Annotated in this window: 11 protein-coding genes, 1 tRNA gene and 1 riboswitch; of the genes, 8 read left to right on the top strand and 4 right to left on the bottom strand. The window is 43.3% G+C overall.

Going from position 1 to position 15,464, the window contains the following annotated elements:
* Positions 1-78 precede the first annotated feature (78 nt).
* A riboswitch (cobalamin riboswitch) is annotated at positions 79-304 on the top strand.
* A gap of 86 nt (positions 305-390) precedes the next feature.
* The 3 genes from KKOR_RS08045 to KKOR_RS08035 are packed head-to-tail and all read left to right on the top strand — an operon-like array spanning position 391 to position 3,468.
* Entirely contained in the window at positions 391-2,355 is a 1,965-nt protein-coding gene (locus tag KKOR_RS08045) for a TonB-dependent receptor (protein WP_015780622.1), read from the top strand.
* Positions 2,356-2,380: 25 nt separating this feature from the next.
* Positions 2,381-2,929 carry a cob(I)yrinic acid a,c-diamide adenosyltransferase gene (locus KKOR_RS08040; protein ID WP_015780621.1) on the top strand — a complete coding sequence of 183 codons (549 nt, stop codon included), beginning with the start codon at positions 2,381-2,383 and terminating at the stop codon, positions 2,927-2,929.
* A gap of 11 nt (positions 2,930-2,940) precedes the next feature.
* A complete protein-coding gene (locus KKOR_RS08035) occupies positions 2,941-3,468 on the top strand; it encodes a DUF6580 family putative transport protein (protein WP_015780620.1) in 528 nt (175 codons plus the stop codon).
* Positions 3,469-3,712: 244 nt separating this feature from the next.
* Here KKOR_RS08035 and KKOR_RS08030 read toward each other — a convergent pair.
* Positions 3,713-3,803 (bottom strand) — tRNA-Ser (locus KKOR_RS08030).
* Between the two features lie 216 nt (positions 3,804-4,019).
* On the opposite strand from KKOR_RS08030, the gene KKOR_RS08025 reads away from it, so the two are divergent.
* Both KKOR_RS08025 and KKOR_RS08020 read left to right on the top strand, forming a co-directional pair.
* Entirely contained in the window at positions 4,020-6,149 is a 2,130-nt protein-coding gene (locus KKOR_RS08025) for a TonB-dependent receptor (RefSeq protein WP_015780619.1), read from the top strand.
* A gap of 43 nt (positions 6,150-6,192) precedes the next feature.
* Positions 6,193-7,239 (top strand): PepSY-associated TM helix domain-containing protein, encoded by a 1,047-nt coding sequence (locus KKOR_RS08020; protein ID WP_015780618.1) that lies wholly within the window; start codon positions 6,193-6,195, stop codon positions 7,237-7,239.
* A 91-nt stretch (positions 7,240-7,330) separates the two neighbouring features.
* Here the strand turns inward: KKOR_RS08020 and KKOR_RS08015 are convergent, their stop codons facing one another.
* The gene (locus KKOR_RS08015; RefSeq protein WP_015780617.1) at positions 7,331-7,900 is read right to left on the bottom strand and encodes a PhnA domain-containing protein; all 570 of its coding nucleotides are present in this window, start codon (positions 7,898-7,900) and stop codon (positions 7,331-7,333) included.
* Positions 7,901-7,974: 74 nt separating this feature from the next.
* Positions 7,975-8,508 (bottom strand): hypothetical protein, encoded by a 534-nt coding sequence (locus KKOR_RS08010; RefSeq protein ID WP_015780616.1) that lies wholly within the window; start codon positions 8,506-8,508, stop codon positions 7,975-7,977.
* 274 nt (positions 8,509-8,782) lie between these two features.
* Between KKOR_RS08010 and KKOR_RS08005 the strand changes: the two genes are divergently transcribed.
* Positions 8,783-9,301 carry a hypothetical protein gene (locus KKOR_RS08005; protein WP_015780615.1) on the top strand — a complete coding sequence of 173 codons (519 nt, stop codon included), beginning with the start codon at positions 8,783-8,785 and terminating at the stop codon, positions 9,299-9,301.
* Positions 9,302-9,304: 3 nt separating this feature from the next.
* Here KKOR_RS08005 and KKOR_RS08000 read toward each other — a convergent pair whose 3' ends face one another.
* Entirely contained in the window at positions 9,305-11,128 is a 1,824-nt protein-coding gene (locus KKOR_RS08000) for a tetratricopeptide repeat protein (RefSeq protein ID WP_015780614.1), read from the bottom strand.
* Between the two features lie 274 nt (positions 11,129-11,402).
* Between KKOR_RS08000 and KKOR_RS07995 the strand changes: the two genes are divergently transcribed.
* Together KKOR_RS07995 and KKOR_RS07990 are read left to right on the top strand one after the other, a co-directional pair.
* Positions 11,403-13,607 carry a M3 family metallopeptidase gene (locus KKOR_RS07995; RefSeq protein ID WP_041296034.1) on the top strand — a complete coding sequence of 735 codons (2,205 nt, stop codon included), beginning with the start codon at positions 11,403-11,405 and terminating at the stop codon, positions 13,605-13,607.
* Between the two features lie 640 nt (positions 13,608-14,247).
* Positions 14,248-15,447, top strand: coding sequence for a GNAT family N-acetyltransferase (locus KKOR_RS07990; protein WP_015780612.1), 1,200 nt, complete (start codon positions 14,248-14,250; stop codon positions 15,445-15,447).
* Positions 15,448-15,464 lie beyond the last annotated feature (17 nt).

Below are 15,464 nucleotides of genomic sequence, written 5' to 3'. Positions count from 1 at the left end.
ATGATTTTTGTTATAATAGCACCGCTTTTGCCAGTCGTGAACCTTTTAAAGAAAGTTTTATGCTTGGCAAGTAAATTGAGGTTCATCCCCTGATCAGGTCTTCATAGGTCAATTGACTGCGAAGATAATCGGGAAATCAGTTTAAATCTGATGCTGCCCCCGCAACGGTAATTGATAGCGCTACTTGATAGACCACTGAGTTAAATTCATCATTCGAGATAATAGCTTGGGAAGGTAAGTAGCTAAGGGTCAACAGACCCTAAGGATCATAAGCCCGGAGACCGGCCTGAACAGTGTATCGAGCAGATCGGTGGGCTCTGCTTAGGGTATTTGCCCGGATAGTAGATGAATTTTATCTTTTAATGCCCGCTCGTAATTTACGAGACTACAATGAGACACCTTTTTAAATTGAGTTTAGTATCCCTTCTAATTCTGGGAGCTATCTTCCAGCCGTTAGTAAAAGCTGAAGAAAACAGAGTAATTGACGATAGCAGCACTGATCCTAACACTATGGTTATTACGACCAGCCGTTTTGAAAGCAATACAGTTGACCTTCCGAGCCATGTCACTCTTATCACACAAGATGAAATCGCACGCATTGCTGCGACCAATCTAAGTCAGGTATTACGTCGCGTACCCGGCTTGCAGGTTTCCTATACCAATGGCAAAACCAGCGTCTCCATGCGCGGTATTTCAGCAGAGCAGGCCAGTAGCAATGTATTGGTTCTAGTGGATGGACAACGTCTTAATAAAACCGACTTAGCCTCTCCGGATTTAGATACGATTAATATTATTGATATTGAGCGTATAGAAATAATTCAGGGAGCAGCTAGCAGTCTGTATGGTGATCAAGCTGTTGCAGGTGTGATCAATATCATCACCAAGTCTGGAAACCGCCAATCGAATATTATTCGTTACTCGCAAGGTCGATTTGACTCTCGACAGGCGGCCGCTAACCTTGCGTTCGAGCTTGATGAGCAGTGGTCGCTGATTTTGAAAGGAGATAAAAAAACTAGCGATAATTATCGTGAGCATAATGAGTTAGACAATAATCAGCTTGGCGCTGAACTGCATTATCAAGACAGTCAGCAGCAATGGCGCTTTTCCTATCGCTCTCGTAATGAGACACAGCAAACACCGGGAGCATTGTTAGAAACAGACTTAGCTGACCGCAGACAATCACGTCCGGAGTTTGCTAAAGATTATGTCAGCACCGATGAGTCTTTCAGTCGCCTGTTTGGGCAACTTGAGTTGAATTCCAATTGGCAGTTTGCGATTGATCTGAATCATCAGGAAGCTGACATTGATAGCGTGAACAGTTTTATCAATTTTGCCACTACAAATGTGAACCAGACTCATAGAACTCAAAGTAGTATTTATCCTAGAGTGCAAGGTCAATGGCAACTGGGGCAGGGTGTAGTACGCTGGATTAGCGGTATCGATTATGATGAATCCGAGTACGCGTTTTCATTATTGGCTCGCAGTAATCAACAAACCATGGAAAGCTTGTATAGCCAGTTATATTGGCCACTCTCAAAGCAGACTACATTAGAGATCGCAGGTCGCTTGGCTGAGGTGGAAGATGATTTAATTGATGCTGCCTTATATCCTGACGGCGTTGTGTTAAAGAATTCTGCAACAGCTTATGATCTTGGCTTAAGTCATGAGTTTAGTCATGTGTTGGATGGTTATATTCGCTACAGTAACAACTATCGTTTTGCTAAAGTTGATGAGCAAGCCTATACCTCAGAAACTGTGTTGGGTCTTGAACCTCAAAAAGGTCGTTCCATCGAAGCTGGCATCACCAGTCAGTTTGAAACCAGTTCATTGCAGGCCTCTGTCTATCAGCTGAAGCTTGAAGATGAGATCTTTTTTGACCCTTCAGCGACTCCGCCGGCGGGTGCTTTTTTCCCTGGCGCAAATGTTAATGGCGCTGAGTCAACGCGACTGGGTCTAATGCTTGATTATCGGCTTCTTATCGAAGAAGACGAACTGGGTGTTACTTATCATTGGGTTGATGCCAACTCAGAGCCTGCTGATGACACAGTACCCGGTGTTTCAAAAAACACCATTACGACCTGGTATGACTGGCAAGTCGCACAGGATGTGAGTTGGTACCTTGAAGCACACTATCGTGGTGAGCGTTATCAAGAAGGCGATACCTCCAATTCATTGGCAAAGGTTGATGGGTATACCTTATGGAACAGCGCTTTATACTGGCGCTTAGACAATGCCCGCATCGGGCTTAGAGTCGATAATTTGTTGGATAAAGAGTATATTGATTACGCACAATTTAACGGTTATTACCCAGCCAAAGGTCGTGATTTTGTTGTGACCTTTGATCTGGTCTTTTAAGTTTATATGATGAAGCGGTGAATCAATGAGTAATCGACTAACTCGAATCACAACAGGGCAGGGCGACAAAGGAATGACTCGCCTTGCCAATCAGCAGCACGTTAAAAAAAGTCATCCTCGTATTGAGGCAATTGGTACGGTAGATGAGCTTAATGCAGTCTTGGGTATGTTAGTAGCATCTATCAAAAAGCCGCAACATGAGGCGATTATTAGTGCGCTGAAAAACATTCAAAATCAGCTGTTTAGTCTGGGTGGTGAATTAGCAAGTCCCTCTCAAGTGTTGCTAAAGACATCTGATATAGCGCAACTTGAAGCATGGATAAAAACCTGGAATCAGAAGCTACCGCCGTTAAAAGAGTTTGTAATTCCAGGTGCTTGTGTTGCTTCGGCGAAAGCTCACTTTGCTCGCTGCGTCGCGCGTAGAGCAGAGCGGCGATTGGTTGCACTGATAGAGCAAGAAGAGGTGACTGAGTTGAGTATTATTTATCTCAATCGATTGTCGGATTTGTTATTTATTATAAGTCGTATGATTGCCCGAACCGAGTCAACTAAAGAAGCTCAGTGGCAACGTTAAAGGAAACCGGAATGCAAAAAATAAACCCTAAAGTTTATACTTTAATCGCACTGATTGTGGCAGTGTCACTTTACCGTATTTTTCCGCACCCCCATAACATCACTCCGGTGATGGCGCTGGCTTTATTCGCCGGTACTTACTTTGATAAAAAGTGGATGGCTTTCGCCGTACCGTTGGCTTCAATGTTGCTGGCCGATCTGTTTTTAGGATTCCACAACACCATCATTTTTGTTTATGCAGCTATGGCCTTTGCTGTACTGATAGGCTTTTGGTTACACAATAGAGTCAGCAGTCTGAAAGTCATAGGTGCAACCATCAGCAGCTCATTGGTATTTTTTCTGATCAGCAACTTTGGCGTATGGCTAGTTTCAGGCTACTACAGTATAACCTGGGCAGGGCTGATTGAATGCTACACCATGGCTTTACCATTCTTGCAACGCAGCATGATGGGTGATTTATTGTTTAGTGGTGTGTTATTTCTCAGCTATTGGCAGATACATAAGTATTGGTTGGGGAAGAGGGAAGCTCAGAGAGCCTAAATTTTGCTTTTTAGATTGTAGGTTGGTGAAGCACTAAACTTGTTCTGGATAAGTTCGATTATTCCTCACATCTGACCCACATGGATGTGGGGAATGCAATAGTAATGCTTGGAGCATTACTTGCCCTGTGGGTCAGATGGATTATAGTGGAGCTTCGCTCGTTACCCTTCGGGCAGCTTTGCTGTTCAAAGTTCATCCCTACCGTAGATACAAAAATACCCGCACAAGGCGGGTATTTATTGTATGGCGGTGAAGGAGGGATTCGAACCCTCGATACGCTATTAACGTATACACACTTTCCAGGCGTGCTCCTTCAGCCACTCGGACACTTCACCGTAAATTGCCTAGACTGCCTTGCAATCTAGGCGGCGTAAGATATATGAATTGCCCAGAAAAGGCAATCCCTGATGCTTATTTGGGAGCTGTTTGTCCTATGGTGTTAACCTTATAAAGTTCATGTTTATAATTTTATAGGTTAATGCAAAAAAGACTTGATCTGCTAATGGGAATTGTTATCATTTGCATCCTCATTTAAGAAGATTTGTAAAGTCATGAAACAATCAGTCATTTCAATAGCTGTTTTAGCAGCTTTATCGGGCTTAGCTCTATCAGGGAAAGTATACGCAGCAGAAGAAAGCACTTCTGAGCAGTCAGTGTCCAAAGAAGACGCCGAAGTATTAACCATCATGGCCACTCGCGCGCCATTACCGGCCAGTTCAGTTCCAGCAACAATTACAGTCATTGACGGTGAAGAAATCCGTTTGCAGTTGTCTGTCGCTAATTCTTTATCCGATATCCTAGGGAACCTGGTGCCTTCATTCAGTCCATCACGCCAGAAACTAACCAGTTCGGGTGAAACTCTTCGTGGTCGCAAACCTCTGTATTTGATTGATGGTGTCCCTCAGTCAAATCCATTACGTGATGGTGCGCGTGCTGCCAATACTATTGACCCGTTAATGATTGAACGTGTTGAGGTTATTCATGGTGCTAGCGCCATTCAGGGAATGGGTGCCAGCGGCGGTATTATTAACATCGTGACCAAATCAGCTAGTGGCACTTCGCATGAAGTGAACGCGGGTGTTTCGATGCAACCTACCGATTCAGGCGATAGTCTTGGTTACCATGCGGGCTATTTATGGAGTCATGGCACTGACGATTACGAAATCATGCTGGGCGCGCATTTGCGTGAAACGGGCTTATATTTTGATGGTAACGGTAACGCTATCGGTGTTGATACCACTCAGGGCGATACCATGGATTCTTCAAGCCAGGATATTTTTGGTAAGTTTGTCTACCGTCTTAACAACGAGCAAGAATTCCGTGTGATGTTGAATCACTATGAATTGGCTTCTAATGGTGACTATATTACAGTTACCGGCGATCGTGCCGCTGGTATTCCTGCAATATCAGAGCGTGGCTTACTAGAAGGTGATCCTGCTGAGAATGAAATAACTACTGCCAGCTTTGAGTGGCGTGATAGCGACTTCCTTGGCGGTGCACTGAATTGGCAACTTTTCTCACAAGATTTTTCTGCACTATATGGTGGCGGTCGTTTTGCAACGTTCCAGGACCCTGCATATGGTACTGATATTTTTGATCAGTCACGTAATGACTCCAGTAAATTAGGTTCACGCGTAACGCTTAACTGGCAGCAAATTGCGGATATGCCAGTGGATATGACCGCTGGTGTCGACTTCCTTGAGGACACAACTTATCAAGAGTTGGCGCAGACAGGTCGTAAGTGGGTGCCAGAAACCAGCTTTGAGAACTGGGCTCCTTATGTGCAAGCCCGCTATATGAATAATGGTTTAACCTTAAGTGCTGGTTTGCGTTATGAATACGGCAACTTGAAAGTTGATGACTTCACGACTCTGTATTCATACAACAGTACCTTTGTTGAGGGCGGTAGCCCTTCATTTAATGAGCTGCTAACCAACTTTGGTGCGGTCTATAACTTTAACTCCGAATGGCGTGGTTTTATCAGTGTTTCTGAAGCATTCAGCATGCCTGATGTGGGTCGAGTGTTGCGTGCAATTGACCAACCTGATCAGCAGGTCGAAACTTTCCTGAACCTTCAGCCTGTGGTGACTGATAATAATGAAGTGGGTGTTGAATATCGCGGTGACTCGCTAAACTTTTCGGCAAGCTACTTCGAATCAAATTCAGACCTTGGAGCGCGTTTGTCGCCTAACTCGGATGGTATCTTCATCGTCAATCGTGAAAAGACTGAGATTTCAGGTTTTGAAATTGATACCAACTATGCACTGAACAATGATGCCACAATTGGTTTGATGTACGCAGACACTGATGGTGACTTTGATAGCGATGGTGATGGTCAGGTTGATACTCCATTAGGTGGCAGCAACATGACACCGCGTCGCTTGAACCTGTACTGGTCTCAGTACTGGACTGGAGATATCAATACGCGTCTGCAATGGAATAAGTTGTTTGATCGAAATATTTATACAGGTGCCGAAGCTATTAATAACTTTGATGGTTATGACACTGTAGATTTCACCATGAACATTGCAACGCAAAATGCAGGTGAGTTTACTATCGGTCTGGAAAACCTTTTCGATGAATACTACTTCACTTACTACGCACAAACAGCGGGCAATGACGGCCGTAACTTTACCGGACGTGGTCGTACGGTAAGCATCAACTGGCGCAAACAATGGTAATGGCTAGTCATTATTGTAACCGTCTAGTGTAGCGAGATGTTGTATGCGAACTAGACGGGTCATTACTATCCTACACAAATGGCTGGGCCTTGCGCTCAGCCTTTGGCTTTTATTGGTAGCGATTACTGGGACCTTGCTGCTCTTTAAAACAGAACTATTGCAGCTGACGTATTCCTCATTGAATTTACCAACCATTCCCTCACAGGAACAGGCAGCTAAGGTCTTTGACCAACGTCCCGCTAATTATGGATTTGTGCCATCCGAATATCATCCGTGGATAGAGACGGTTGACGATCAAGGGACTCACCATTATTACTCGGCCGAAGGTGACTTATTATTGTCGCGTTCGGCGATGGGTGACTGGATTGAATGGATGGTCGAGTTTCATCACCATCTTTTTTTGCATGAACTGGGTAAAGAGTTACAGGGTATTTTTGGCATTGGCTGTCTGTTATTGATTTTCTCTGGGCTGATAAAGTGGTGGCCTAGAAAGCGATGGAGTAAGAAGGACTTTTCGGTAAGATTGTCAAAACCAAGCCAGAAGCAATGGGGGCAGACTTTGTGGCAGTCCCATCGAACGGTTGGCGTCATACTATTTGTGCCCATCCTCATTGCTGTAGCAACTGGCACTGCCATGATGTATAGCACTGCCGTGGGAACAGCTCTGCAGACACTCTTCCCTCAGAAGGGTCAAGAGCGGCCATTAATAGACATTCCCATTTTAAGCAGTGCAAGCTGGCAGGAGCGCTTTGCGGCAGCCGAAGTCATAATGCCCGAAGCTCAACCTAAGTTAATTTCCTGGGCTTCAAACAGTATGCGAATGACTCAGCCTGAAGAGTGGCACAAAAATGGTCGCACAAGAATTGCCTTTGATTCCGCAACCCATGAGGTTAGCGAATGGACCAATATTCGCGAGCAGACTTTGGGTTATCGACTAGCGCAAAAAGTCTATCCACTTCATATCGCCAATATTGGTGGCAATATCTATCTGACGCTGATCTTCCTCAGTGGATTGGCTTTGATTTTGTTATCGGTTACTGGGGTTTGGTTTTGGTTTTGGTATAGGCAGAAGCGGAAGGTTAGAAATTAGGAGGATGGCAAAAGGCACTAAAGAGCAGATCCTGACTTTCGTCAGGATGACATGCTTTAGAGTGTGTGATTATCTTGTGGAGTTTTGTCAGTTACGACTTCTTCACGTAGGCAGCAATTATGACGATTCTTTGGCCGTTGACGCGGCCTTCAATATGCAAAGGATTATCGCTTAAAGATATGCCGCGTACTGCGGTTCCTCTTTTGGCGGTGAAGCCTCCGCCTTTGACGTCGAGGTCTTTGATCAGTACCACATTATCACCAGCTTGCAGTGGCGTGCCGTTGCTGTCGAGGGTTGGTTCACGAGAGTCATCGGCTAGACTCATTTCAGCCCATTGACGCACTTCATCTTCCATGTACATCATATCGAGCTGATCTTGAGCCCAGGTTTCACCCATGCTTGCGAGCTTTTTGAGCATTCTCCAAGATACAACCTGAACAGCAGGAACCTGGCTCCACATCGAATCATTTAAACAACGCCAATGGTTTACATCAATCGACTCTGGGGTTTCGAGCTGGCTGCTACAGGTTGAACAAACTAGAATGCATTTGTCGGAGTTTGCTTCTGCTGGCGGGACTTCATAAACGGATAGGTTTTCGTTAGAGCCGCATAATTCACATTGGTTATTGGCGCGCTCAGTTAGGGTATTAAGAATGCTCATGGCAAGGACTCCCTGAAAAAGGCGCTATTATGCCTCTTTCGGGGGCTAATTGAAACGCGGGATAAACAAACAGCTCAGTGCATACGCTCCATGATGTCCAAAGGAATGGTGGTTTCCACTTCATCACTGACCAGTTTAAGGTTGGGGTGATATTGTAAAACTGTTTTGATGTGTTTAGCCTCGGCCAAACTGAGATCAATCAGCAGCAAATACTCACCCTCATCAACGAAATGATAGAAGTCTTTAAGAGCGTGGTTTTTAGTTTGTAAGCCTATAAAGCCACCCAGCCAGGTGCCAAAAGCGGTAAACACAACAAGAGTGGTCAGTATCCCCCAAAAGCCATAGTAACCACTGAACACCTCAGAAGCGGCAAAAATCAGGCTGGCAAGAATACCGGCAGCTAAGCCATAACGTACACCTTTACTCCAGCCATTAAGGATATCGGTTTTATACCAGGTATTAGCGGCATTCAGACCACGTCTTAACAATTGACCATCCTGTTTGGCAATGACATGCAGGTGGGCATCTTCAACACCGGCATCGCGAAGATCTTTATAGGTGTTTTCAATTTCTGCGAGATTGTCGCATCGATAGAGTAAGCGTGACATGATAAACCTCCTTATCTAGCGTTACTTAGAGGTATTTTAACAGTATTGCTGTTTAAATAATGTACAGTTGCACGCATTATTCGAATATAGTCATGTCAAATAAGAATTGTGGCAAGCGATTTGGATGGTAGATATATAAGCTACAGGCTTTTCATAACCTATTGTTTTTAATGTTATTTACCCATTTTTACCCTATATAAAACTGGTCAAACTGGATATTCCCGCCTAGAGTGTAGATTGACAAATAAAATCAATGATTGGAGTCATACAGATTATGAAAAAAATATGCTTTGCTTTAACAAGCCTAGCCTTACTTTCGCCTCTAAAAGCTCATGAATTACCAACCGACTCATTCAATACTAATAATGCTAATGTCGCTGTTGTGGTGAGCTTTAACTTTAATGAAGCGCAATTGAACCATCAATACACCAATTATGCGCAGTTTTTCGATTATGCCAGCTGGTTGGCGCATAAGAAGGGTGGCACACAGTCAAAAGAGACTTGTGAGTTAGAGAGTGAGAAGGTGTCGAACCAGAAAACCTGCGGTCAGGTTGACCATTTTTATCAAGCTGCAATGATTGGCACCAATACCTGTAACGCTTATTCTTCGCTACATGCCGATCAATACCCACAGGGATTGATACCTCGTTTTACAGCACCTCTGAGCTTTGTGGATAATTTACAGGCCGCAGACGGACATCATGTTAACTATGATTTCACTCAGGGGCTGAGCTTTGACTGTGTTTATGAGATACGTGAGGTAGAGCCGATAAAAGTTCGTAGCACTTTTTAAGCTTTAACCATGTTCCATGGATCGGGCTTTAATAAGAGACATAACCTGTTCAAGTTTGTCTTCTAATAAAGCTCGGTCACTTTGGCTTAGCTCACACTCGGCTAATACGTAGTGGCTCGTTTTAACCACATTACGCCAGCGCGGGTTCTGCGGGATTTTTTGGATATTCAGGTATTTATCCAGAGATCGTGTTCTTAGACGACCTTCATCAATTGATACTCGCCATATGCGACTTTTTTCGGCAAGCTCAATCCTGTCCAACTGACTCGCTTTCTCCCATAGATTAACTGTTTCTATCAGCAGTTCTACCAGGGACTGTCTAAATTGTTCATCGGTGCAGGCTTCATCGTCGAATCTTTCTGCTAGCAAACTTTTTTGCTCAGAATTTTTATCTTCTAAGCTATCTTTTTCTTGCAGTGCTTCGGACTCTAGTAATAATAATTTTTCTTTATGTGACTTTATAGAGGCCAGTAGAGCCTGCTTTTCTTTGCGTTTTCGGTAAACCAGAAAAATGACAAGAAAGGCCAGAGCCAGAAGAATGATTAAAGAGGCAAGAATAATATTCGATAATGAGCGGATTCTATTGCTCTGCTTCTCATTGGCTAATTGTTCGGTGACCAGTTGGCGCTCCAATCGCTCCTTGGATATTTGCTGCTTAATCAACTGAAAATCGCTTTGGTATTGCGCTTGAAGCTCTTGCTCTTTGTACTGGTAATGTTTGTTTAGGTGCTCGAAGGCTTTTTGATATTGACCTCGTTGTTCGTAGATAGTGTATAGCAGCTGATGAGAGTCACTTAACACTCGCGGTTTACTATGTTCTTTGGTATGACTTATCGCGGTATTGACTAGCGATATGGCTTGCTCATAGTTCTTCTCTAAATAGCTGATATAGGCTTCAATGTAGTAGATTTCATCAAGATAGTTTGAGTCATCCCCTGCAAACTTTCTTGCCTTATCTATAAATTTACGCGCTTCGCTGCTTTGCTTTTGCTTGATATGAACCAGAGCAAGATTTTTTAAAGCCCTGACTTTTTCATTGTTTGAAAGCTTAGTAGAGAAAGTGGCAATAATTTTATCTATGTATTGGTTTTGTTTCTCATTATTGCCGCTGAGAGCATAAATAACAGCGAGATCTTCGTAGAGGTGGGAAATATTCGAAAAGACGCGAACATCAAAGTCATCAAGCTGAGTGTAATCCAAATAGGTTTGTAGCGCCTGTTCGTAATAGCTGATGGACTGTTCGATATCTCCCATATCCTTATTTAGCAGGCCAAGGTTATTAAGCGTCGTACCTATATAATAAAGGTTACCAATCGCTTCTTTATGCTTAAGGCTTTCCTTGTAATACAAGAGGGCGTTTTTGTAATCAAGCTGCTTAAAGTGGATCAATCCCAGATCATTACTGCTTTTGGCAAGCCATTCTTTATTACTTTCGTTTTTCGCAATCTTGTAGCCTTGGTGGAGATATTCTTTGGCCTGTTCATACTTGGTTTGATGCAATAATTTAAGACCTACCAATCGGTTCCAACGATATTGAACCTCTGTATTACTGAGGAAAAACTCACTTTGCTTAATTTTGGCTAAATAATAATCAGTATCGGCGTGAAGACCTTGCTGTGAGTATAAGTCGGCTAATTCAAGCCAGAGCTGAATCGTCACTGGAGAGCTTTTATTTTGCTGCGCTTCCAGGGAGTGCAGGCAGGTCTTTAGAGCTTCAGAGTGTGGGCGTGACTTTATGGCACTCTGGCATTGGTTCAGAGGCTCTGCATCATTAGCCAGACTGGTATTGGACAAGCTCCAAAACAGTAAAAAGACCCCAATTCTCATAATGTTATATTTATTTCTGCTGATGTGCGCAAAGCATAGCATATCAATAGCTTAACTGAGTATTAACAGAATGTAGCCCGCTAACAATTGATGCTTAAAATACCCCCGCACGCTTATTTTGTTGAGATTTGTTACATATTTGCTAAGCGACCACCTTGCCTATTACCCTGGGAGCCCGTATAACCGATGGGTTATATGAGATTTTGGCACACTTGTTTGCAGGTGTGTATTGGGGAAATCTAAATTTAAAGTAACTATGATCAAGGTAATTATGATGAAAAAACTAACCGTAGCCGCAGCCGTAATGTCTGCATTAATTGCAGCAGGGTGCTCGAATGATAGTTCGGAGCAGAAGAGTCCTGTTGAATCCGAAAAAGCTCAGTCTATAGAGTCAGTGGATGGAGCTAACGGTACGGATACCAAGAATGATGCAACTGCATCTAATCCATTTTTTGAAGAGTGGGATACACCGTACGGCATGCCACCTTTCGACCAGATTAAAGATGAACATTTCAAGCCCGCTTTTGAGCGTGCTATTGCCGAAGTTCGCATTGAAGTTGATGAGGTTGCGAATAATCCAGAAGAGCCAACTTTCGCCAATACGATTGAGGCGATGGAATATAATGGCAAGTTATTGAATAAAGTGACGAATGTTTTTTACAACCTGACGTCAGCTAATACTAATCCGACTTTACAAGCTATTTCAAAAGAGATCGGCCCTCAGCTTTCATCGCTTCGAGACGATGTTAATTTAAACGAGAATTTGTTTAAGCGTGTTTCTGCACTCTACGCTAAGAAAGATGAGCTGGGATTGCGCTCCGATCAGATGCGCCTATTGGAAGATAGCTATAAATCGTTTGTCCGTGGTGGTGCTGAGCTCAACGATGAACAAAAGCAAAAGTTGCGTGAGTTGAATAAGAAAGAGACTCAATTGTCATTACAGTTCGCTGAAAATGTGCTTGCTGAAACCAATAATTGGGAGTTGGTTCTTGATAAAGAAGAAGACTTGGCAGGCTTACCGCAATGGTTTATTGATGCCTCTGCTAAAACAGCTGAAGAGCGCGGCCATGAAGGCAAATGGGTCATTACCACACATCGCCCAAGCAAAGATCCTTTCCTGATTAATTCAACCAGACGTGATCTGCGTGAGAAAGTTTATTCAGGCTACACCAATCGTGGTGACAATGATAACGAGTATGACAACAAGAATATTGCCATTGAGTTAGCTGCCCTTAGAGCACAAAAAGCTGACTTGATGGGTTACAAGTCACATGCTGACTTTGTTCTTGAGGAGCGTACTGCTAAAAATGCTGAAAACGTTTCCGAATTGTTAGACCAGGTGTGGCCAGCTGCAATCAAGCAGGCAAAAGCAGAAGTGGCTGCCATGCAGGAAATGATAAATAAAGAGGGCGGTGACTTTACTTTTGCGGCTCATGACTGGCGTCACTATGCGGAAAAAATCCGCAAAGCCAAGTACTCGCTTAACGAAGAAGAAATAAAGCCTTATTTCTCTCTGGATAGCACTCTTCAAGGTGTGTTCTATACGGCAAACCGTCTATTTGGAATGAACTTCGAAGAGCGCTTCGACTTGCCTAAATACCATGAGGATGTCCGTACTTTCGAAGTAAAGGATGAAAAGGGTGAGTTAATTGGTATTTACCTTGCTGACTTCTATGTTCGTGATAGCAAGCGTGGTGGTGCCTGGATGAACTCTTATCGTAAGCAGTTCGTTACTGAAGACGGTGAGTTCGTTAAACCAATTATCGTTAATGTCCTAAACTTTCCGCGCCCAGTAGGTGATGAGCCAGCATTGTTGACCTTTGATCAGGCGAGCACTTTATTCCACGAGTTTGGTCATGCAACCCATGGTTTGCTTTCTGACGGCGTTTATCCATCGCAAACCGGTACTTCGGTGCCTCGTGACTTTGTTGAGTTCCCATCGCAAGTGCTTGAGAATTGGATGTTGGAGCCAGAAGTATTGGGTAAATTCGCTAAACATTACAAGACCGGCGAAGTTATTCCTCAGGAGATGATTGACAAAATTCAGGCTGCGTCTCAGTTTAACCAAGGTTTTGCAACCACTGAATATATGGCTGCGACATTGTTGGATTTAGCATGGCACACTCAGGAAGTGGGTGATGAGATTAAAGATGCAGATGCTTTTGAAAAAGCGGTTCTTGATGAGGTTGGACTGATCCCTGAGATTGCTCCACGTTATCGCACCACTTATTTCTCGCACATCTTCTCGGGTGGCTACTCAGCAGGCTATTACAGCTATATATGGTCAGAAATCTTTGGTGCTGATGCTTACCAGGCATTCCGTGAAAATGGTATTTTTGATAAGGAAACAGCTGATAAATTCGTCGAATATATTTTATCGAAGGGCGGAACTGAAGACCCATTGGAGTTGTATAAGAAATTCCGTGGCAAAGAAGCCGATCCAAAGTACTTGCTAAAAAGTCGTGGCTTGATTGATTAAATAGATTAGCTAATCAAGTTATGCCAAAACAGCTGCCTTCGGGTGGCTGTTTTTGTTTCTGAGACTAGTACATATCACTTTAAAACAGACCTGCTTCACAATTTAAAATCAAAGACTTAAGTAGCGTGTCCTTAACCTATATCAGCACCGCCAATATCCCTGCAGATTTGATTTGATGCTTTTCATAAGGATTAGAGTAACTTAGGTGAATTAATCAGTTATGACGTTTGCGTAATATTGCAAATGCGACTTTTTATATAAATAAAACTAATGCTTGCCCCTAAAAAATATCCAGCGAATTTGTCTTAAAAATGTAACACAAGAGGAGTAGAATTCACTCCGTAACAGAGACATAGAGTCATTAACTGAAGGAGATAGACATGAACGAGATTACTGAAGGTGCATTAGAACTAGTAATTGCAGCCATTGTTGTTTCAATGCTTGTCATTGCATTACTATAAATTATGAATTTTGTCAGAATTTATAATCAATTCTGATGATTTGCCCCAACGAGCACCCCTATAGATTGTTTTGTTTTAAAACTTACCCCCAAGTTTAGCCCACTTATGCTTTTGAGTGGGCTTTTTTTTGCTTAAGGTTTCGTGATAGCTTAAATGAAATCTCTTAGCAGTAAACTACCTTGAGTCAACACACTTCTAATAACACTGAAATCAGCAGTCCTGATGATGGCCTATCCATTAGCTTTGTAGAGTCGATTACTGCAATCAGTGACTCTGAATGGTCGAGGCTAGGCTTTGTAGCTCATGAAACCAATCCTTTCATCGATTACCGCTTTTTGCAGGCGTTAGAGGACAGTGGCTCGGTTACAGCAGAGAGGGGCTGGAAGCCTCTGCATCTTGTGGCCTATCAGAATGGCCAGCTTGTGGCATTTATGCCACTTTATATTAAAGGCCACTCCTTTGGTGAGTTCGTTTTTGATTGGGCGTGGGCTAATGCCTATCAACGGCATGGGCTGGAGTATTATCCTAAAGCTTTGACTGCATCGCCTTTGTCGCCCATTACTGGCCCTAGATTGTTGCACAAGAATCTTGAACCAGAGCAGCAGCTTGCCATTATCAATACTGTGTCTGAATGGCTAAAGCAGAACTACATCAGTTCATGGCACATTAACTTCCTGGATCAAGATGGAGTTGATCTGCTATCGAACAGCTCTTTATTGCCTCGTCGTGATATTCAGTTTCATTGGATGAACCAGAGTTACGCCTCATTTGATGACTTTCTCTCGAATCTTAAAGCTAAAAAACGTAAGAATATTCTGCGTGAACGACGTCAGGTTGCTAGCTGTGGCTGGAGCTTTGAGTGGTTGACGGGGAGGCAAGCAACGGATGAAGACTGGCAGCTTTTCTACGATATGTATAAGAAGACCTTTGATGAAAAAGGTAGCTGGTCACAGTTAACGCCTGAGTTTTTCCCTTTGCTGGCAAAAAGCATGGGAGATCAGGTGTTATTGCTATTCGCCAAGAAGGACAATCAGCGGTTGGCTGGAGCCTACTTCATTCGCTCAAAAACACATCTATACGGTCGCTATTGGGGCTCGTTAGTTGAGGAAGAGTTTTTGCACTTTGAAACCTGCTATTACCAGGGAATTGATTATGCCATTGAACAAAAGCTTGAGGTTTTCGAACCTGGTGCGCAAGGAGAGCATAAATTGGCGAGAGGTTTTAACCCTGTGTTGACCTATTCATACCATGATATTGTTGAGCCAGCTTTTCGTGAGGCAATTGATAAGGCGCTACGCTATGAGACTAAAGAAATTGATCAATTGTTAGACTATTACGAGGCTCACTCAGCATACAAATCTACCGCAAAGCATTCATAGTCGCTATACAGTAAGTA

It is taken from the genome of Kangiella koreensis DSM 16069 (assembly GCF_000024085.1).
GTDB classification, from domain to species: Bacteria; Pseudomonadota; Gammaproteobacteria; order Enterobacterales; family Kangiellaceae; genus Kangiella; species Kangiella koreensis.
Note: the sequence above shows the minus strand (reverse complement) of the source record. Positions and strands in the feature narration are given on the sequence as shown.